This window comes from Citrobacter sp. RHBSTW-00859 (assembly GCF_013729795.1).
Lineage (GTDB): Bacteria > Pseudomonadota > Gammaproteobacteria > Enterobacterales > Enterobacteriaceae > Citrobacter > Citrobacter braakii.
In genome coordinates, this window is record NZ_CP056284.1 from 1,783,528 (window position 1) to 1,802,371 (window position 18,844).

At 52.9% G+C, this 18,844-nt stretch carries 19 protein-coding genes; 12 read left to right on the forward strand and 7 right to left on the reverse strand.

The annotated features are described in order from the left end of the window. The first annotated feature begins 8 nt into the window (after positions 1-8). Positions 9-959: a tRNA dihydrouridine(16) synthase DusC gene (gene dusC / locus HV302_RS08795; RefSeq protein WP_016153704.1), complete on the forward strand. Its 951-nt coding sequence runs from the start codon at positions 9-11 to the stop codon at positions 957-959. A gap of 32 nt (positions 960-991) precedes the next feature. Here dusC and HV302_RS28545 read toward each other — a convergent pair whose 3' ends face one another. Then, positions 992-1,075 (reverse strand): membrane protein, encoded by an 84-nt coding sequence (locus HV302_RS28545; protein ID WP_019077217.1) that lies wholly within the window; start codon positions 1,073-1,075, stop codon positions 992-994. 68 nt (positions 1,076-1,143) lie between these two features. Continuing rightward, on the reverse strand, positions 1,144-1,878 hold the full coding sequence (locus HV302_RS08800) for a class I SAM-dependent methyltransferase (RefSeq protein WP_016153703.1): 735 nt from the start codon (positions 1,876-1,878) through the stop codon (positions 1,144-1,146). Positions 1,879-2,047: 169 nt separating this feature from the next. Here HV302_RS08800 and mdtQ point away from each other — a divergent pair, with 169 nt between their 5' ends. Next, positions 2,048-3,487: a multidrug resistance outer membrane protein MdtQ gene (gene mdtQ / locus HV302_RS08805; protein ID WP_065554085.1), complete on the forward strand. Its 1,440-nt coding sequence runs from the start codon at positions 2,048-2,050 to the stop codon at positions 3,485-3,487. A gap of 24 nt (positions 3,488-3,511) precedes the next feature. Here mdtQ and HV302_RS08810 read toward each other — a convergent pair whose 3' ends face one another. Continuing rightward, entirely contained in the window at positions 3,512-4,084 is a 573-nt protein-coding gene (locus HV302_RS08810; RefSeq protein WP_181627214.1) for a DedA family protein, read from the reverse strand. A gap of 164 nt (positions 4,085-4,248) precedes the next feature. Here HV302_RS08810 and HV302_RS08815 point away from each other — a divergent pair, with 164 nt between their 5' ends. Both HV302_RS08815 and pbpG read left to right on the forward strand, forming a co-directional pair. After that, a complete protein-coding gene (locus HV302_RS08815; RefSeq protein WP_016153700.1) occupies positions 4,249-4,836 on the forward strand; it encodes a Yip1 family protein in 588 nt (195 codons plus the stop codon). Positions 4,837-5,016: 180 nt separating this feature from the next. Beyond that, positions 5,017-5,964 carry a D-alanyl-D-alanine endopeptidase gene (gene pbpG / locus HV302_RS08820; RefSeq protein WP_016153699.1) on the forward strand — a complete coding sequence of 316 codons (948 nt, stop codon included), beginning with the start codon at positions 5,017-5,019 and terminating at the stop codon, positions 5,962-5,964. Between the two features lie 100 nt (positions 5,965-6,064). Here pbpG and dld read toward each other — a convergent pair whose 3' ends face one another. After that, positions 6,065-7,774 carry a D-lactate dehydrogenase gene (gene dld, locus HV302_RS08825; protein ID WP_016153698.1) on the reverse strand — a complete coding sequence of 570 codons (1,710 nt, stop codon included), beginning with the start codon at positions 7,772-7,774 and terminating at the stop codon, positions 6,065-6,067. Positions 7,775-8,006: 232 nt separating this feature from the next. Here dld and bglX point away from each other — a divergent pair, with 232 nt between their 5' ends. The 5 genes from bglX (at position 8,007) to HV302_RS08850 (ending at position 14,277) form a co-directional block, all read left to right on the forward strand. Further along, on the forward strand, positions 8,007-10,304 hold the full coding sequence (bglX, locus tag HV302_RS08830; RefSeq protein ID WP_049269040.1) for a beta-glucosidase BglX: 2,298 nt from the start codon (positions 8,007-8,009) through the stop codon (positions 10,302-10,304). Positions 10,305-10,522: 218 nt separating this feature from the next. Further along, entirely contained in the window at positions 10,523-11,440 is a 918-nt protein-coding gene (gene osmF / locus HV302_RS08835; protein ID WP_065554087.1) for a glycine betaine ABC transporter substrate-binding protein OsmF, read from the forward strand. Between the two features lie 15 nt (positions 11,441-11,455). Further along, positions 11,456-12,622: an ABC transporter permease gene (locus HV302_RS08840; RefSeq protein WP_326928771.1), complete on the forward strand. Its 1,167-nt coding sequence runs from the start codon at positions 11,456-11,458 to the stop codon at positions 12,620-12,622. Beyond that, complete coding sequence (locus tag HV302_RS08845; protein ID WP_016153694.1) at positions 12,615-13,562, forward strand: ABC transporter ATP-binding protein; 948 nt, start codon at positions 12,615-12,617, stop codon at positions 13,560-13,562. The genes HV302_RS08840 and HV302_RS08845 overlap by 8 nt, the downstream gene beginning before the upstream one ends. Continuing rightward, positions 13,546-14,277, forward strand: coding sequence for an ABC transporter permease (locus tag HV302_RS08850; RefSeq protein ID WP_016156966.1), 732 nt, complete (start codon positions 13,546-13,548; stop codon positions 14,275-14,277). Before HV302_RS08845 ends, HV302_RS08850 begins: the two co-directional genes overlap by 17 nt. On the opposite strand, the gene HV302_RS08855 is transcribed toward HV302_RS08850, so the two are convergent. Continuing rightward, positions 14,258-14,365 carry a protein YohO gene (locus HV302_RS08855; RefSeq protein ID WP_181627216.1) on the reverse strand — a complete coding sequence of 36 codons (108 nt, stop codon included), beginning with the start codon at positions 14,363-14,365 and terminating at the stop codon, positions 14,258-14,260. The genes HV302_RS08850 and HV302_RS08855 overlap by 20 nt on opposite strands. Before the next feature lie 74 nt (positions 14,366-14,439). Beyond that, the gene (gene mlrA, locus HV302_RS08860) at positions 14,440-15,171 is read right to left on the reverse strand and encodes an HTH-type transcriptional regulator MlrA (RefSeq protein ID WP_016153692.1); all 732 of its coding nucleotides are present in this window, start codon (positions 15,169-15,171) and stop codon (positions 14,440-14,442) included. 225 nt (positions 15,172-15,396) lie between these two features. Between mlrA and HV302_RS08865 the strand changes: the two genes are divergently transcribed. From HV302_RS08865 to HV302_RS08875, 3 genes are read left to right on the forward strand one after another with little or no spacing between them, the layout of a single operon-like run. Beyond that, positions 15,397-17,082 (forward strand): sensor histidine kinase, encoded by a 1,686-nt coding sequence (locus HV302_RS08865; protein WP_181627217.1) that lies wholly within the window; start codon positions 15,397-15,399, stop codon positions 17,080-17,082. Then, positions 17,079-17,798 (forward strand): two-component system response regulator BtsR, encoded by a 720-nt coding sequence (btsR, locus tag HV302_RS08870; RefSeq protein WP_181627218.1) that lies wholly within the window; start codon positions 17,079-17,081, stop codon positions 17,796-17,798. The genes HV302_RS08865 and btsR overlap by 4 nt, the downstream gene beginning before the upstream one ends. 46 nt (positions 17,799-17,844) lie before the next feature. Then, the gene (locus HV302_RS08875) at positions 17,845-18,315 is read left to right on the forward strand and encodes a DUF1456 family protein (protein WP_181627219.1); all 471 of its coding nucleotides are present in this window, start codon (positions 17,845-17,847) and stop codon (positions 18,313-18,315) included. Between the two features lie 42 nt (positions 18,316-18,357). On the opposite strand, the gene HV302_RS08880 is transcribed toward HV302_RS08875, so the two are convergent. Then, positions 18,358-18,816: a YehR family lipoprotein gene (locus HV302_RS08880; RefSeq protein WP_047416218.1), complete on the reverse strand. Its 459-nt coding sequence runs from the start codon at positions 18,814-18,816 to the stop codon at positions 18,358-18,360. Positions 18,817-18,844 lie beyond the last annotated feature (28 nt).

Below are 18,844 nucleotides of genomic sequence, written 5' to 3' on the forward strand. Positions count from 1 at the left end.
GTGACGATATGCGTGTTTTACTGGCGCCGATGGAAGGCGTGCTCGACTCACTGGTGCGCGAGCTGCTGACTGAAGTGAATGATTACGATCTGTGCATCACCGAGTTTGTGCGCGTGGTGGATCAGCTCCTGCCGGCAAAAGTATTCCATCGGCTCTGCCCGGAACTGCATAACAATAGCCGGACGCCATCCGGCACGCGGGTGCGCATACAGTTGCTGGGGCAGTATCCGCAGTGGCTGGCGGAGAACGCGGCGCGCGCGGTAGAACTGGGCTCGTTTGGTGTCGATCTGAACTGTGGCTGCCCGTCGAAGCTGGTCAACGGCAGCGGCGGTGGCGCAACGTTATTAAAAGATCCTGAACTCATCTACCGGGGCGCAAAAGCCATGCGCGAGGCGGTTCCGGATCATCTCCCCGTGACGGTGAAAGTGCGTCTGGGTTGGGACAACAGCGACAGGCAGTTTGAAATTGCTGATGCCGTTCAGCAGGCTGGCGCCAGCGAGCTGGCGGTGCATGGCCGAACCAAGGAACAGGGCTATAAGGCCGAGCATATCAACTGGCAGGCGATCGGTGAGATCCGCCAGCGGCTTACCATTCCGGTTATCGCGAATGGCGAAATCTGGGACTGGCAAAGCGCCCAGGACTGTATGGCTATCAGCGGATGCGATGCGGTGATGATTGGCCGTGGGGCATTAAATATTCCGAACCTGAGCCGTGTGGTGAAGTACAACGAGCCGCGTATGCCGTGGCCTGATGTCGTGATGCTGTTGCAAAAATATACTCGTCTTGAAAAGCAGGGTGATACCGGGCTGTATCACGTGGCGCGGATTAAACAATGGTTAGGGTATTTGCGTAAAGAATACTCAGAAGCAACCGCGCTGTTTCAGGAAATCCGCGCATTAAACAATTCACCGGATATCGCGCGCGCGATTCAGGCCATTGATATCGCTAAATTGCATTAACACATTAATCGGCCACCGGAGTGGCCTTTTTTTCAAAAAATCATCTTAAACACGCCAGTCACCACCAATAACCCAATCAGAAAAATAACTAAAATAATCCACAGTAAGATTTTCATCAGCGTTCCTTTTTTGGTGAGTTCAGGTTAAGTATAGGAACGCCTCTGAAAATCTTCCTGTAATGACCTTACTCCGGTTTACGTGCGCTGAGCAGAAACACCATTGGCCGCTCTTTTTCTTCATCCAGCGCCGGGTTTTCAGCAATCTGTTCAGCGGACGGTCCCCATTCATCGACACAAACGATTTCGAATCCGGCGGCTATCAGCGCATTAATCCAGGTCGCCAGCTTACGGTGCTGTTTTTTGACGCCCTCCGCGAACCAGTTACTGATGCGTGTGCCTTCCTGCTGATAATGATTGACCGGCCAGGACTGTTGCCCGGTTTTATCTTTTATCCAACCCTGGTTAAGCGGTGCAGTATAAATGGGATGCTCGGCAGAGAATACCAACATGCCTCCCGGTGTTAACGACTGGTAAATCGTTACGAATAATCGCGCGATATCGCGCAAATAGTGCAGGGCAAGTGAGCTATAAACCAGGTCAAAGGAATTTGGCGACAGGGAAAGCGTCTCGAGATCTTCACGGCGATAAACGATGCCATTACCCTGCGTCATGCTGTGCGCTTGGGTTAACATCTTTTGTGAAATATCCAGTCCCACTACGCTGGCCGCCTGGTTATCGCGCGCGTAGCGGCAAAACCAGCCATATCCGCAACCCAAATCGAGGATATTTTTTCCCTGCAGAGCGGGGAGCATCGCTTGTATTGTCGGCCATTCTGGCGCACCGTCGAGCCCTTTTACTGAACGGTCCAGTGTGGCATATCCGGCAAAGAACTCGGGATCGTCATAGATATTCTGTGACATAATGTCTCCATCCATAAATTATTAAAATTAATTAATCTAAATTATTTGTTGTGTGTATATTTTTCCGATTATATATTCTTATTGCCAAAGGTGTATTGCCACGCGTAACTAAAAAAGGAAACGCGACAAGTCGTAATCTCAGCACATCTTTTCTTACCTGTGTCTCTCCATGAATCGTAATTCTGCTTTTGTCACGACGGCATTGTTGCCGCTTTTTATTTTGATGTCAGGTTGCGCGCCGATGCATGATGACCGCCAGTCTCTGTCACAGCAGACCCCCGCTGCGAATGTCGATACCACATTGCCTGCGGCGTTAAAAAATGGCTGGCCGGACAGCCAATGGTGGAAGGCATACCATGACCCCCAGCTTAATGCGCTGATTGACAGCACGTTACGAAACTCCCCTGATATGCAGGTCGCGGAACAGCGCATTCAACTGGCGGAGGCGCAGGCTAAGGCTGTGGAGGCGCAGGATGGCCCGGAGATCGATTTCTCAGCAGATGTGGAGCGTCAGAGAATGTCAGCCGAAGGGCTGATGGGACCGTTTGCCATTACCGATCCGGCCGCCGGGACGACCGGGCCGTGGTACACCAACGGCACCTTTGGTTTAACTGCTGGCTGGAATCTGGATCTGTGGGGTAAAAATCGGGCCGAAGTGACGGCACGTATTGGGGCCGTTAAGGCGCGTGAAGCCGAGCGCGAGCAAACGCGACAGGTGCTGGCGAGCGGTGTGGCTCGTCTATACTGGGAATGGCAAACGCAGGCCGGGCTGAAAACCGTGTTGACGCAAATCGAAACCGAGCAGCAGAACGTCATTAACGTTGATCGTCAACTGTATCAAAATGGTCTTACTTCTTCGGTGGAAGGCGTTGAAACCGATATCGATTCCAGCAAAACAGAGCAGCAGTTGAACGATGTCAGCGGTAAAATGAAGGTAATTGAAGCGCGGTTGAGCGCGCTGACCAACTCGCAGTCCACAGCCCTGAAACTCCATTCGACCCCGCTGCCCGCGGTGGAAAGCCAGCTCCCGTCCCAGCTAGGTTATTCGCTGCTGGCCCGCCGACCGGATTTGCAGGCGGCGCACTGGTACATTGAGTCATCGCTGAGCAGCATTGATGCGGCGAAAGCGGCGTTTTATCCCGATGTAAATCTGATGGCATTTTTACAACAGGATGCGTTACATCTGAGCGACTTGTTTCGCCATTCCGCGCAGCAAATGGGCGTAACGGCCGGGCTGACGCTACCTATCTTTGATAGCGGCAGGCTGAACGCGAATCTCGACATTACTCAAGCGCAAAGCAACCTGACGGTGGCGAATTACAACAAAGCCGTGGTGGATGCGGTGAATGACGTGGCGCGTGCAGCATCGCAGGTAGAAACACTGGCGCAGAAGAATCAGCATCAGCAGCAGATTGAGCATGATGCACTGCGCGTAGTGGGTCTGGCGCAGGCGCGCTTCAATGCCGGAATTATTGCGGGCTCCCGGGTCAGTGAGGCAAAGATCCCGGCATTACGTGAACAGTGCAACGCTCTGCTTTTACAAGGGCAATGGCTGGATGCCTCAATCCAGTTGAACCGTGCGCTGGGGGGCGGCTACCACGCTTCGTAACGCACCCACCCGGTAGACATCGCGCTACCGGGCTGTACTTTTGCTGCTGCGTTTTTTTAACCACCACCGAACGCCAGGCACCAGCACAATCACCAGAGCCAGCCATATCCAGTGCTTAATATGCTGGTCGAGATTGTGTAGCCACGGCGCAATGACTTCTCCCCCCACGTAACCCAGAGTGGTAAATATCAGCGCCCACGCCAGCGCCCCCAGGATATTCAACGGCAGGAAAATTTTAGGTGGCAAATGGCTTGCGCCAATCAGCAACGGGCCGATCACGCGAAAACCATACATAAAACGGGTGCCAATCACGAACAGATAAGGACGGCGCTGGATCATTTTCTGCGCCCGGCGGATTTTGTCGCGATGTTTTGAAAAACGACGCAAAATTTTTCCACCGTAACGACGCCCAAGCAGATACAGCAATTGATCGCCAATCATCCCGCCCAGGGCCACAGAGATAACCACCAGAGGAAATTTAAGTAATCCCTGATGTGCCGCCACGCCGCCCAGCAGGGTAATGGTTTCACCTTCGGCCAAACTGCCAATGATCAATGCGGCGTAACCGTAATGTGCAATAAGACTGTTTATATCCATATGTCTGGATGACCTCCCGACGTTAAGCATACACCCTGTGAATCATCGTGGGGTTTAAAAGCGCTGAATTAGCGGTTCGTCATTTTTGTTGTTGTACAAAAATTAATCCAAAGCTGAATTATACTTGAACTGTTGAGGTCCGGAGCTGACAAGAAGGGGGCGGTATGAACCATGTCTGGGGGCTGTTTTCCCATCCCGATCGTGAAATGCATGTGATCAACAGCGAAAACGAAAGCGTTTCGCATCACTACACCCACCATGTACTTCTGATGGCGGCAATCCCGGTTGTTTGTGCGTTCATCGGTACCACACAAATCGGCTGGGATTTTGGCGATGGCAATATCCTGAAATTATCCCTGTTGACTGGATTTGCAATGGCGATTCTGTTTTACGGGGTGATGCTGGCGGGCGTTGCCGTCATGGGCCGGGTTATCTGGTGGATGGCGCGTAACTACCCGCAGCGTCCGTCGCTGGCGCATTGTATGGTCTTTGCCGGATATGTCGCGACGCCGCTTTTTTTAAGCGGGCTGGTCGCACTTTATCCGCTGGTCTGGCTGTGCGCATTAGTCGGGACTCTCGCGCTGTTTTACACCGGCTATTTACTTTATCTCGGCATTCCAACGTTCCTGAATATCACTCGTGAGGAAGGGTTGAGTTTTTCCAGTTCGACGCTGGCGATCGGTGTGCTGGTACTGGAGGTTCTGCTGGCTATTACGGTAATCCTGTGGGGTTACGGCTATCGGTTATTCTGACGGATAAACCTGTCTACGCTGCGTTGTTGACGTAAAAGTCAGCAACGCAGCATTTCGAGACGATTCTCCTGTGGCAGCAAACCTGCCGGATCGCTATGATGCCTGAGCTAGCTTGAGATAATACTTAATCTCTGGCGGTGTGCGTTGTGACGTGCGTGAACCATTATCAGAAATCTCATCATGCTGAAATTCCGAGTTTCATTATTAAGCCTTGCCCTGGTGCTGGCCGTTCCTTTTGCACCCCAAGCCGTGGCGAAAACGGCAACTACCGCAGCGGCTTCTCAACCTGAGATAGCGTCCGGTAGCGCGATGATCGTTGATCTGAATACCAACAAAGTTATCTATTCGAACCACCCGGACCTTGTGCGTCCGATTGCGTCGATTACCAAATTAATGACGGCGATGGTGGTGCTTGATGCACGACTGCCGCTGAATGAAAAGCTGAAAGTCGATATTAGCCAGACGCCGGAGATGAAAGGCATTTACTCTCGCGTACGACTGAACAGCGAAATCAGCCGTAAAGACATGTTACTGCTGGCGCTGATGTCATCAGAAAACCGTGCGGCGGCGAGTCTGGCGCATCATTACCCGGGCGGATACAACGCGTTTATCAAAGCCATGAATGCCAAAGCGAAAGCGCTCGGCATGACTCAGACACGCTTTGTGGAACCCACTGGTTTGTCGATTCATAACGTCTCGACCGCCCGTGACTTAACCAAGCTGCTGATCGCCAGCAAACAGTATCCGCTGATCGGCCAGCTAAGTACCACGCGTGAAGATATGGCGACGTTTGCCAACCCTGCGTATACGCTGCCGTTTCGTAACACCAACCATCTGGTATACCGCGATAACTGGAATATTCAGTTAACGAAAACCGGGTTTACCAATGCGGCAGGCCACTGTCTGGTGATGCGCACGGTGATTAACAACAAACCGGTGGCGCTGGTGGTGATGGATGCCTTTGGTAAATATACTCACTTTGCCGATGCCAGCCGTTTACGTACCTGGATTGAAACGGGCAAGGTGATGCCGGTTCCGGCGGCGGCGCTGAGCTATAAAAAGCAAAAAGCTGCGCAGATGGCGGCGGCAGGTTCGGCGAAGGGCGAGCAAACCGCACAGAACGATTAAATAAGATGTCTTATCCGGCCTACGCATAGCGAATATAGCAGTAGGCCGGGCAAGCGAAGCGCCCCGGCAACATGCCCGGTAGCGCTTATCTTTTTCAGATTTACGATTCTTTCCAGAACTTCTGCTTACTCGTTTTCCCAATACCCGGATTCATACTGTTAGTGGGGTCATTCTCACGGTAAAAACGGGTCAAGGTTTCCGGCGCCTGATACAGATGCCCGACGTTATGCTCTGCCGGATACTGCGCCCCACGCTCGCGCAGGAGTTCCAGCATCTGCTCTTTTAGCGCATGCGCATCCACGCCCTTTTTCACGATGTAATCCTGATGGAAAACGTAACACATAAAGTGACCGTAATAGAGTTTGTGCACCAGTTGACTGTCGATCTCTGGAGGCAGATGCTCGTACCATTCGGTGTCGTTACGACGCAGCGCGATATCCAGCGCCAGAATATCTTCCACCTCATCCGCATGTACGGCCTGATAACGAATAGCCGCGCCAGCCGCCGCGAAGCGGTGCAAGAACGCCTTGCTGCCTTCTTCCGCCGTACAGGCAAAGAAGTCGCCTTCAGCGGTTTTGAAATACTCGCTTAGCCAGTTTTGGGCTTCAGCCACGCCGCCACCGGCCATTTTTAACAGCAGGTGATGCTCGTACTTATCGCGCCAGCTTTTCATGCGCGCCGGTAAGTGGCTGGGGAACAAATGACCAAATTTCTGCATTGCCCGGTCGGTGAAGTGAGGACGGAAAATTTTCACTTTTTCCAGCATCGCATCGGTGCGGCCTTTCAGGGTGAAGAAGAACGGCATTTTGTCGGTGCCGAGCTTGTCGATCATCAGAAACGTATCTTTGCCGTATTGCTCAGCGATGTCGTAAATATCGCGGTGCATATATTCACCGGCGACCGGCAGATGCTCGAATTTTGCCAGAATATGACGGCGGATCTCCGTCAGCACCTCTGGCTGGTTGGTGCCGATGTAAAAGACCTGCTGGTTTTTTTCGGCTTCGAAGGTGTCCAGACGCACGGCAAAGACCGCGAGCTTGCCTGCACAACCGGACGATTCAAACAAGCGATCCGGGTCGGCGTTATAGCGTGCGGGCGTGTCTGCGTCGATATCTCTGACACGGGTAACGTAGTCGTGATCGTGCGCGTGACGCCCGTCGTGGCGAACATCGTCATCTCTAATACGCTCGTCATCCAGTTTGCTCAGGATCTGCTCCGGGGTCTGGCCCAGCTCAATACCCAGATGGTTAACCAGCTGTAATTTCCCCTGTTCGTCAATACGCGCAAACAGCGACATCTCCGTGTAGGCCGGGCCGCGCTGTACCAGCGAGCCGCCGGAGTTGTTGCAAATGCCACCGATAACCGAAGCGCCAATACAGGAAGATCCGATTACCGAATGCGGTTCACGGCCAAACGGTTTGAGCGCTTTTTCCAGCGAATAGAGCGTGGTTCCTGGATAGGCCAGCACCTGTTCACCTTTGCCGATGACGTGCAGCTTATCAAGACGCAGGGTGCTGATAATGACAATCTCGCGGTCGTAATCATTACCGCTCGGCGTAGATCCTTCGGTCAGGCCGGTGTTAGCGGCCTGCATCAGGATAATTTTATCCGCGGCGACGCAGGCGCTCAAAACGCGCCACAGTTCTAAAAGCGACCCGGGGAACACGACGGCAAGCGCATCGCCCTGGCCGGAGCGGAATCCCTTGCGATAGCGGGCGGTTTTAGCAGGTTCTGTCAGCAGGTGTGAATGACCCACCAGACGGGTCAGTTCATTCAGGAAAGCTTTATTATCTGTTGTAATGGAAGACATTCTCCACTCCTTGTGGTGGGACTCAATATCAGGAACAAGCATAGCGCTTTGTATGACAATACGCTTTCTCATTCATATTGTCTCTGGTTCGTCTTTTACTGATTCGCGCTGGTTTCGAAAATTAGGAGAATAACCTTAGCTTTCTTTATCGCTCCCGTTTAGTCTTACGGCAAACTGCGGTTTTTGTTATATTTTCGCTGCCTCGTCGGGAAAAAATAAAGAGAGAATCAACATGAAATGGCTATGTTCTGTAGGTGTCGCGGTGAGTCTGGCATTGCAACCAGCGTTGGCGGACACTCTGTTTGGTAACCATCCACTGACGCCAGAGGCGCGGGATGCCTTCGTTACCGATTTACTCAAGCAGATGACCGTGGATGAGAAGATTGGGCAACTCCGTTTGATAAGCGTCGGGCCTGATAACCCGAAAGAAGCCATCCGCGAGATGATCAAAGACGGGCAAGTTGGGGCAATTTTTAACACCGTCACGCGCCAGGATATCCGCAAAATGCAGGATCAGGTGATGGATCTCAGCCGCCTGAAAATCCCTCTCTTTTTTGCCTACGACGTATTGCACGGTCAGCGTACCGTATTCCCGATAAGTCTCGGTCTGGCATCCTCCTTTAATCTCGATGCGGTCAGAACCGTTGGTCGGGTGTCTGCGTATGAAGCCGCCGATGATGGTCTGAATATGACCTGGGCGCCGATGGTCGATGTCTCGCGCGATCCGCGCTGGGGCCGCGCCTCGGAAGGGTTTGGCGAAGATACGTATTTGACCGCTACGATGGGCAAAACCATGGTGGAAGCGATGCAGGGTAAAAGCCCGGCCGATCGCTATTCGGTGATGACCAGCGTCAAGCACTATGCCGCCTATGGCGCGGTTGAAGGCGGCAAGGAATACAACACCGTCGATATGAGCCCGCAGCGTTTGTTCAACGACTATATGCCACCCTACAAAGCCGGACTGGACGCCGGTAGCGGTGCGGTGATGGTGGGGCTTAATTCGCTGAACGGCACGCCGGCGACTTCGGATGCATGGCTGTTAAAAGACGTCCTGCGCGATGAGTGGGGCTTTAAGGGCATTACCGTTTCCGATCATGGCGCGATTAAGGAACTGATTAAGCACGGCACTGCCGCCGATCCTGAAGATGCGGTGCGTGTGGCGATCAAGTCCGGCATCAACATGAGCATGAGCGATGAGTATTACAGCAAATACCTGCCGGGGTTGATTAAGTCAGGTAAGGTGACGATGGCGGAGCTGGACGACGCTGCGCGTCATGTGCTGAACGTGAAATATGATATGGGGCTGTTTAACGATCCGTACAGCCATCTGGGGGCCAAAGAATCTGACCCGCAGGACACCAACGCGGAAAGCCGTTTGCACCGCAAAGAGGCGCGTGAAGTGGCGCGTGAAAGCCTGGTGCTGCTGAAAAACCGTCTGGAAACATTGCCGCTGAAAAAATCCGCCACCGTAGCGGTTGTCGGTCCGCTGGCCGACAGCAAGCGTGATGTGATGGGCAGTTGGTCTGCTGCCGGGGTTGCCGATCAGTCAGTAACGGTGCTGACGGGGATTAAAAATGCCATCGGCGAGCAGGGCAAAGTGGTATACGCCAAAGGGGCGAACATCACCAACGACAAAGGCATTGTCGACTTCCTCAACCAGTATGAAGAGGCGGTGAAGGTTGACCCGCGTTCGCCGCAGGCGATGATTGATGAAGCCGTTAACGCCGCGAAGCAGTCTGACGTAGTCGTCGCGGTAGTTGGTGAAGCGCAGGGAATGGCGCATGAAGCCTCCAGCCGCACCGATATCACCATTCCGCAGAGTCAGCGTGACCTGATTACCGCGCTGAAAGCCACGGGTAAACCGCTGGTTCTGGTACTGATGAACGGTCGTCCGCTGGCGCTGGTTAAGGAAGATCAACAGGCCGATGCGATCCTCGAAACCTGGTTTGCCGGGACGGAAGGCGGTAACGCCATCGCCGATGTGCTGTTTGGCGATTACAACCCGTCAGGCAAGTTGCCGATGTCTTTCCCGCGCTCTGTCGGACAGATCCCGGTCTATTACAGCCATCTTAATACCGGTCGCCCGTATAATGCCGATAAGCCGAATAAGTACACGTCGCGCTACTTTGACGAAGCGAACGGTCCGTTGTATCCCTTTGGCTATGGCCTGAGCTACACCACATTCACGGTTTCTGATGTGAAACTCTCTTCTCCGACGATGAAGCGTGACGGGACCGTGACGGCCAGCGTGCAGGTGACCAACACCGGCAAACGCGAAGGTGCGACGGTGATTCAGCTGTATTTGCAGGATGTTACCGCTTCAATGAGTCGTCCGGTAAAACAGCTGAAAGGTTTTGAGAAGGTGAATCTTAAGCCGGGTGAAACCCAAACCGTTAGCTTCCCAATTGATGTTGAAGCGCTGAAATTCTGGAACCAGCGTATGCAATACGATGCCGAACCGGGCAAGTTCAACGTCTTTATCGGCGTGGATTCTGCCAGAGTGAAGCAGGGCGAATTTGAACTGCTGTAATTGATATCATGCCTGATAGCGTGACGCTTATCAGGCCCGCGAAATCGTACCATCCGGTAAACTCACTTTGGGTTTGCCGGATTTTTTTTATTGTGTTATCGCCTTACCGCGAGTAACTCGCAGTGTTACTACCCAATTGCCAGGTTAAGGCTTGATTTTTCGACTATGATTTTTCCTCAAGTCTCTGAAAAGGGCCGTAAAAGAATGAGGAGTGCAGCATGATAATTTCAAAAGTTTGGGTGGGTTCGCTGGCGTTATTAGCCGCGATCAGCTTGCCCTTACAGGCCGCGTCACCCGTCACGGTCGGTTCAAAAATAGATACCGAAGGGGCGCTGCTCGGCAACATTATTTTGCAGGTGCTCGAAAGTCACGGCGTGAAAACCGTTAATAAAGTACAGCTGGGTACCACTCCGGTGGTGCGTGGGGCAATCACCTCTGGTGAACTGGATATTTATCCGGAATATACCGGCAATGGCGCATTCTTTTTTAAAGATGAGAATGATCCTGCGTGGAAAAATGCGCAGGCCGGTTATGACAAAGTGAAAAAGCTGGACGCAGAGCAAAATAAGCTGATCTGGCTAACGCCTGCGCCCGCCAACAACACCTGGACCATTGCGGTTCGCCAGGATATCGCACAAAAGAATAAGCTTGAGTCCCTTGCCGATTTAGGCCGTTACCTGAAAGACGGGGGGACGTTCAAACTTGCCGCCTCTGCGGAATTTATCGAACGGGCTGACGCGCTGCCTGCCTTTGAAAAAGCCTATGATTTCAAACTGAATCAGAATCAGCTGTTGTCGCTGGCGGGGGGGGATACCGCGGTGACGATTAAAGCGGCGGCGCAGCAGACCTCAGGGGTCAATGCAGCGATGGCCTACGGTACCGACGGTCCGGTTGCGGCGCTTGGTCTGCAAACATTAAGCGATCCGCAAGGCGTACAGCCCATTTATGCGCCAGCGCCCGTTGTGCGTGAATCGGTGCTGCAGGACTACCCGCAAATGGCAGAATGGCTACAACCGGTATTTGCCAGCCTGGATGAAAAAACGCTGCAACGGCTGAATGCCAGTATCGCCGTGGAGGGGCTGGATGCGAAAAAAGTCGCAGCAGACTACCTGAAGCAAAAAGGATGGGTGAAGTAACGGAGTTTGCAGCAGGTGGGTGTTTTGTCGAATATTTCAGTAAATCGGGTGCTGTTGCTACTGGTGTTTCTTACCATCGCGGCGGCAGCGCTTCCTTTCATCAGCTATGCTCCCAATCGCCTGGTTTCCGGTGAAGGGCGTCAACTCTGGGATATCCAACCCGACATGGCATGGGGATTAGCGGCGGCCTGTGTGCTGCTGTTTCTTCTGTGCTTTGTACCGGGAAAATCCGGCAATATATTGACGCTTATCATTAGCCAACTGTTGGTGATTGCGGCACTGGTCATCGCCGGCACAACGGCAACGTATCTGGCTCAGACGGGTAGCCCGCTGGCCAGAACCAGCCTGGGCAGCGGGTTCTGGTTAGGGCTGGGACTGATGCTGCTGGCAGCCAGTGACGCCATTCGTCGCATCACCGAACGGGCGTCGTGGCGTTGGTTATTGCACGCACAAATATTCATTTTGCCGCTGGTGTTACTGCTCTCCGGTACGTTTAACGATCTTTCTCTGCTTAAAGAATATGCCAATCGCCAGGATGTCTTTAACGACGCGCTGGCGCAGCATCTGACGATTCTGTTCGCTACCGTGGTGCCCGCGCTGCTCATTGGCGTGCTGCTGGGCGTCTGGTGTACTTTTTCTGTCTCCCGTCAGGGGCCGGTATTCGCGGTACTGAACATTATCCAGACTATTCCCTCCGTCGCGCTGTTTGGCCTGTTAATTGCGCCGCTTGCCGGACTGGTGAAGCACTTTCCCTTGCTGGGTTCGCTTGGCGTAGCGGGAACCGGTCTGACGCCTGCGCTTATTGCGTTGGTGCTGTATGCGCTCTTACCGCTGGTTCGCGGCGTAGTGGCTGGATTGAATCAGGTTCCACGCGATGTACTTGAAAGCGCCCGGGCGATGGGGATGAGCGCGCGTCAGCGGTTTATCTCGGTGCAGTTTCCACTGGCGCTGCCGGTCTTCTTGCGCAGTTTGCGAGTGGTGATGGTCCAGACGGTGGGAATGGCGGTGATAGCCGCGCTGATTGGTGCAGGGGGATTTGGCGCGCTGGTCTTTCAGGGATTGCTCAGTAGCGCCGTTGATTTAGTGCTGTTGGGCGTGATCCCGGTCGTTGTGCTGGCTGTGTTGATTGATGCGCTGTTTGATTTAGGGATCGCGCTGCTAAAGGTATCGAATAATGATTGAATTTCGCCATGTCAGTAAAACCTATGGCCAGCAAAAAGCCGTCGACGACCTTAACCTGCAGTTAGGAGAAGGCAGCTTTTCGGTATTAATTGGCACGTCAGGTTCGGGCAAGTCTACCACGCTAAAGATGATCAACCGGCTGGTTGAACATGACAGCGGGCAGATCCGTTTCGCCGGGGAGGAGATCCGCAGCCTGCCGGTGCTGGAGTTACGACGGCGCATGGGGTACGCGATTCAGTCTATTGGTTTGTTTCCCCACTGGACCGTCGCGCAGAATATTGCCACCGTACCGCAGCTGCAAAAGTGGTCACGTTCACGTATTGATGACCGAACAGATGAACTAATGGCGCTGCTGGGCCTTGAGGCGAGTTTGCGCCACCGTTATCCGCATCAGCTTTCCGGTGGACAACAGCAGCGGGTTGGAGTTGCGCGAGCGTTGGCCGCAGATCCGCAGGTGCTACTGATGGATGAGCCTTTTGGCGCGCTGGACCCGGTCACCCGCGGCGCGCTGCAGCAGGAGATGACGCGTATCCATCGTTTATTAGGACGTACCATTGTGCTGGTGACACATGATATCGACGAGGCGTTGAGACTGGCGGAGCATCTGATTTTGATGGATGCGGGAAAAGTTGTGAAGCAAGGCACGCCGCTGTCGATGCTCACTGCGCCAGCGAATGATTTCGTGCAAACTTTTTTTGGCCGCAGTGAACTGGGCGTAAGGCTGTTGTCGCTGCGTACGGTAGGGGATTTTATCCGTCGCGGCGAACACTCAGACGGCGAGCCGCTGGTGGATGAGATGACGCTACGTGATGCATTGTCGGTGTTCGTGGCGCGTGGCTGCGACGTCTTGCCGGTCGTGACGCCGCAGGGGTTGCCCTGCGGGACGCTTCATTTTCGCGATTTGCTTTCGGAGACGCCGACCCGTGAAACGTCTTGCTGATCCATTGCTATGGCTTGTTGCGCTGTTTCTGATCCTGTTGGTTGGGTTGCCTCACAGTCAGGCCCTGTTTAGTTCGCTATTTCCGGCGCTGCCGCGTCCCGTGTATCAGCAGGAAAGTTTTACGGCGCTGGCGTTGAGTCATTTTGCGTTGGTTGGGATTTCAAGCCTTATTGCCGTCATCATTGGCACTGGAGCGGGAATAGCGGTAACCCGGCCCTGGGGCGCGGAATTCAGGCCGATGGTGGAAACGATTGCCGCCGTGGGGCAGACATTTCCTCCGGTCGCCGTGCTGGCGATCGCCGTACCGGTGATGGGGTTTGGGCTTGAACCCGCGATTATCGCACTGATTTTGTATGGCGTGTTACCAATCTTGCAGGCAACTCTGGCGGGACTCGGTGGAATTTCTCCCAGCGTGATGGATATTGCCAGCGGAATGGGCATGAGTCAGGGCCAGCGGCTGCGGAAAGTGGAGTTGCCGCTGGCGGCACCGGTTATTCTGGCGGGAATTCGCACGTCGGTGATTATTAATATCGGCACCGCTACGATAGCGTCAACCGTCGGGGCGAACACGTTGGGCACGCCGATTATCATCGGCCTGAGCGGGTTCAATACCGCCTATGTGATTCAGGGGGCGCTGCTGGTCGCGCTGGCTGCGGTGATAGTTGACCGCGGGTTTGAGCGATTAGCGAGCCACCTTACCCGACACGTAAAATGAATGTGTAGCCTGCCAGCATGACGCCGCCGATACCGCCGATGGCCATCAGCAGGAAGAGGGTAATGACACCGATTTTAGCTGCGCTCATTATGCACTCCTTATGTGAATCTAAGGATTGTACACGTTTGTTAACAGAATATTAAGAGCCGATCCTGGTTGGCTTTAAATACCGAGCGGATAAATATCGTGACCTAACGCGCGCCATTCGTTCAGTTGTTGCTGCTGAGCAGGCGTTTGGCTTTCGCCGCACCAGACCAGTAAGGTTCGCCCTTCAAACAGCTCTGGTCGCAATTGGTTTAGCGAGTGGGCGAGGACGTCAACGCGCCATCCCTGCTGGCTGGCTACCCAACCCTCCAGCCATAAGCGGGTGGTATCATGAATGTTCCAGCCGACAACCAGGGCATCTTTCCCCTGTTTCTTGCGCGCAGAGGCCAGACAAATCGCGATGTAGTTGATGAGGACACCGTCGAGGATCCCCAGTAACGCCTGCAGGATCGGCTGCTGACATTGCAGGCGGCGGCGTAACGGAATGAACAAATGGGTGTTGAGCGTTTGTGCGGGATAATCCTGACCGCGCTCTTTGATCCACATCCTGAGGCTATGCAGATTATTACTTTGCAAATAGCTCAACAGCGTTTCTTGCTGTTCGCGCCAGCCGTTATGCACATCAATGTTCTCATTGCTGAGCAACATTTTTACCTTACTGACCTGAACGCCGTTATTTATCCAGCGTTTTATCTCACGGATCCGGTCGATATCCGCGTCGTTAAACAGGCGATGCCCGCCGTCTGTTCGCTGCGGTTTCAGTAATCCGTAACGCCTCTGCCACGCGCGTAAAGTGACAGGGTTGATATCACAAAGCAAAGCCACTTCACCTATTGTGTAAAGCGCCATCGTCGTCTCACTTATGCTCGCGAGGTCCCAGTTTTACTTTAGACGCTCTTTTGCGAACCAGGTAGTTTTGTCTGTTTTTTGATCAACAAATGGGTGAATTTGTAGTCATGCTCGCGCTTTCGAGTGATCGTTCTCACAAATTCCTTTTTTTTTGCAACACTTCAAAGAAAGTTACGCGCAGCCCATGTATGTTACGCGCTTTTAAGTGATGTGTGGTTGGCAGGTATGTACGAGTTTAATCTGGTGTTGCTGCTGCTTCAGCAGATGTGTGTGTTTCTCGTTATCGCGTGGCTCATGAGCAAAACGCGTTTGTTTATCCCGCTGATGCAGGTCACGATCCGGCTCCCGCACAAGCTGCTTTGCTACGTTACCTTTTCCATTTTCTGCATTTTGGGCACCTATTTCGGGCTGCACATTGATGATTCTATTGCTAATACCCGTGCTATCGGCGCGGTGATGGGGGGGCTGCTTGGCGGCCCGGTGGTCGGCGGTTTGGTCGGTCTAACCGGTGGCTTACATCGCTATTCAATGGGCGGAATGACGGCGCTCAGTTGCATGATTTCGACCATTGTCGAAGGTTTGCTCGGCGGGCTGGTGCACAGCGTGCTCACCCGTCGTGGCCGTACCGATAAAGTCTTTAGCCCACTGACCGCGGGTGCCATTACTTTTGTCGCCGAACTGGTGCAGATGCTGATCATCTTGTTAATCGCCCGGCCGTTTGACGATGCGTTTCGGCTGGTCAGTAATATCGCCGCGCCGATGATGGTGACGAATACCGTGGGTGCAGCCTTATTTATGCGTATTTTGCTCGATAAACGGGCGATGTTTGAAAAATATACCTCTGCTTTTTCCGCCACTGCGCTCAAAGTTGCCGCCTCAACGGAGGGTATTTTGCGCCAGGGGTTTAACGAGGTTAACAGCATGAAGGTCGCTCAGGTGCTGTATGAAGAGCTGGATATCGGTGCTGTGGCAATTACCGACCGCGAGAAGCTGCTGGCATTTACCGGCATTGGTGACGATCACCATCTACCCGGAAAACCTATTTCGTCGTCGTACACCCAACGGGCGATAGAAACCGGAGAGGTGGTGTATGCCGATGGGAATGAAGTCCCTTACCGCTGTTCTTTGCACCCGCAATGCAAATTAGGCTCGACGCTGGTGATCCCTTTGCGGGGGGAAAACCAGCGGGTGATGGGGACCATCAAACTGTATGAAGCCAAAAACCGCCTCTTTAGCTCGATCAACCGCACGCTGGGGGAAGGGATCGCTCAACTGCTTTCTGCGCAGATTCTGGCCGGGCAGTATGAGCGGCAAAAAGCGATGCTTACGCAGTCGGAAATCAAACTCCTGCATGCACAGGTGAACCCCCATTTTTTGTTTAATGCGCTCAACACCATCAAAGCCGTGATCCGACGTGATAGCGAGCAGGCCAGCCAACTGGTGCAGTATCTGTCGACGTTCTTTCGCAAAAACTTAAAACGTCCGTCGGAGATTGTGACGCTGGCTGATGAAATTGAGCACGTTAATGCCTATCTGCAAATTGAAAAGGCGCGATTTCAGTCGCGCCTGCAGGTGACTTTAACGGTGCCAGATGCGCTTTCGTATCAGCAATTACCTGCCTTTACCCTACAACCTATTGTGGAGAATGCCATTAAGCACGGTACCTCTCAGCTACTGGATACCGGCGAAGTGTCGATTACCGCCCGCCGCGAAGGGCAGTATCTGATGCTGGATATTGAAGATAACGCCGGGTTGTATCAGCCAACGTCTGAGACCAGCGGATTGGGTATGAATCTGGTTGATAAACGACTGCGCGAGCGGTTTGGCGACGATTTTGGCATCAGCGTAGCGTGTGAACCTGACCGCTTTACCCGAATCACTTTACGACTTCCTCTGGAGGAACTGGCATGATCAAAGTGCTGATTGTCGATGACGAACCGTTAGCGCGGGAGAATCTGCGGATCCTGTTGCAGGCGCAAAGCGACATCGAGATCGTCGGCGAATGTTCGAATGCGGTGGAAGCCATCGGCGCGGTACATAAACTGCGTCCGGATGTCCTGTTCCTTGATATTCAGATGCCGCGTATCAGCGGTCTGGAAATGGTTGGCATGCTTGATCCTGAGCATCGTCCGTATATTGTTTTCCTTACTGCGTTTGATGAATATGCGGTGAAAGCTTTTGAAGAACACGCGTTTGATTATCTTCTCAAACCGATTGAAGAGGCGCGACTGGAAAAAACGCTGAGCCGTTTGCGTCAGGAGCGCACGAAGCAGGATGTATCGCTACTGCCGGAGAATCAGCAGGCGCTGAAGTTTATTCCGTGCAGCGGCCACAGCCGAATCTATCTGCTGCAAATGGATGACGTGGCGTTTATCAGCAGCCGCATGAGCGGCGTGTTTGTGACCAGCAGCGATGGTAAAGAAGGTTTCACCGAACTGACGCTCAGAACGCTGGAAAACCGTACACCTTTGCTGCGCTGCCATCGGCAGTATCTGGTGAATATGGCGCAATTGCGGGAGATCCGTCTGGAAGAAAACGGTCAGGCCGAACTGATTTTACGCAACGGGCTGACAGTTCCGGTAAGTCGCCGTTATCTTAAAAGTCTAAAAGAGGCGATTGGACTGTAAAACTGATACACTGCGCGCCATTGCATCACCGACAGTTGAAGGCTCTATGCTAAGTAACGATATTCTTCGTAGCCTGCGCTACACCCTGAAAGCGAACAATAACGACATGGTGCGTATTCTTGCGCTTGCTGACATGGAATCCACCTCCGCAGGTTTTGATACCTGGATGACAAAAGAAGATGAAGCCGGGTTTATTCGTTGCCCGGATATCATTCTCTCCGGATTTTTAAACGGTCTGATTTATCATCTGCGTGGTAAAGACGAGTCTGCGCCGGAACTGGCGCTTGAGCGTCGTGTTAACAACAACACGGTGCTGAAAAAGCTGCGTATCGCCTTTTCGCTGAAAACCGATGATATTCTGGTCATTATGACCGAGCAGAAGTTTCGTGTGTCGATGCCTGAAATTACCGCCATGATGCGCGCGCCGGATCATAAGAACTATCGCGAATGCGGCGATCAGTTTCTGCGTTACTTCCTGCGGGGTTTGACGTCGCGAGTGCACAAAACGAAAGCGTAAAACGACGCTGGCGACCGCGATGAATTTCGGGTCGCCAGGATGTTATTTCACTTCTTTAAAACCCGCCGATTCCATTACCGTTTGCATTTGCTTCATGCTGATATTTTTATCGGCTTTCTCAGAAAGCTTCATTCCGGAAATTGCCTGCAACGCTTTTATATCGACTTTTTCCATATCGATAGTGACATTTTCCTGCGCGTAGGTATCTGTATAGGTGAGCTTTTCTTCTACGCCTGCAATATTTTGATATTTGGCGCTTAACGCATCGAATACTTTTGCGGCTTCCTCTTTATTGCTGGCACCGATAGAGGCATAGCTGATTTTACTTTCGGAGCTTTGTTTCAGAACTTTGTCACCTTTATAGGTGTAAGAGACGGTGATATCCGAACCGTTAAGATTGGCATTGAATGTTTTCGTCTCTTCTTTATCACCACAACCCGCCAGAGAAAAAACCACAACCGATGCCACGGCGAGAGAAACTAATTTTTGTAACGCTGTCATGTAAAACTCCATTTTATGAATATCGAAT

What these genes read in the sequence shown, in the direction of transcription:
- dusC (WP_016153704.1), top strand. Translation starts at nt 9, where the DNA reads ATGCGTGTTTTACTGGCGCCGATGGAAGGCGTGCTCGACTCACTGGTG.
- HV302_RS28545 (WP_019077217.1), bottom strand. Translation starts at nt 1,075, where the DNA reads ATGAAAATCTTACTGTGGATTATTTTAGTTATTTTTCTGATTGGGTTA.
- HV302_RS08800 (WP_016153703.1), bottom strand. Translation starts at nt 1,878, where the DNA reads ATGTCACAGAATATCTATGACGATCCCGAGTTCTTTGCCGGATATGCC.
- mdtQ (WP_065554085.1), top strand. Translation starts at nt 2,048, where the DNA reads ATGAATCGTAATTCTGCTTTTGTCACGACGGCATTGTTGCCGCTTTTT.
- HV302_RS08810 (WP_181627214.1), bottom strand. Translation starts at nt 4,084, where the DNA reads ATGGATATAAACAGTCTTATTGCACATTACGGTTACGCCGCATTGATC.
- HV302_RS08815 (WP_016153700.1), top strand. Translation starts at nt 4,249, where the DNA reads ATGAACCATGTCTGGGGGCTGTTTTCCCATCCCGATCGTGAAATGCAT.
- pbpG (WP_016153699.1), top strand. Translation starts at nt 5,017, where the DNA reads ATGCTGAAATTCCGAGTTTCATTATTAAGCCTTGCCCTGGTGCTGGCC.
- dld (WP_016153698.1), bottom strand. Translation starts at nt 7,774, where the DNA reads ATGTCTTCCATTACAACAGATAATAAAGCTTTCCTGAATGAACTGACC.
- bglX (WP_049269040.1), top strand. Translation starts at nt 8,007, where the DNA reads ATGAAATGGCTATGTTCTGTAGGTGTCGCGGTGAGTCTGGCATTGCAA.
- osmF (WP_065554087.1), top strand. Translation starts at nt 10,523, where the DNA reads ATGATAATTTCAAAAGTTTGGGTGGGTTCGCTGGCGTTATTAGCCGCG.
- HV302_RS08845 (WP_016153694.1), top strand. Translation starts at nt 12,615, where the DNA reads ATGATTGAATTTCGCCATGTCAGTAAAACCTATGGCCAGCAAAAAGCC.
- HV302_RS08855 (WP_181627216.1), bottom strand. Translation starts at nt 14,365, where the DNA reads ATGAGCGCAGCTAAAATCGGTGTCATTACCCTCTTCCTGCTGATGGCC.
- mlrA (WP_016153692.1), bottom strand. Translation starts at nt 15,171, where the DNA reads ATGGCGCTTTACACAATAGGTGAAGTGGCTTTGCTTTGTGATATCAAC.
- HV302_RS08865 (WP_181627217.1), top strand. Translation starts at nt 15,397, where the DNA reads ATGTACGAGTTTAATCTGGTGTTGCTGCTGCTTCAGCAGATGTGTGTG.
- btsR (WP_181627218.1), top strand. Translation starts at nt 17,079, where the DNA reads ATGATCAAAGTGCTGATTGTCGATGACGAACCGTTAGCGCGGGAGAAT.
- HV302_RS08875 (WP_181627219.1), top strand. Translation starts at nt 17,845, where the DNA reads ATGCTAAGTAACGATATTCTTCGTAGCCTGCGCTACACCCTGAAAGCG.
- HV302_RS08880 (WP_047416218.1), bottom strand. Translation starts at nt 18,816, where the DNA reads ATGACAGCGTTACAAAAATTAGTTTCTCTCGCCGTGGCATCGGTTGTG.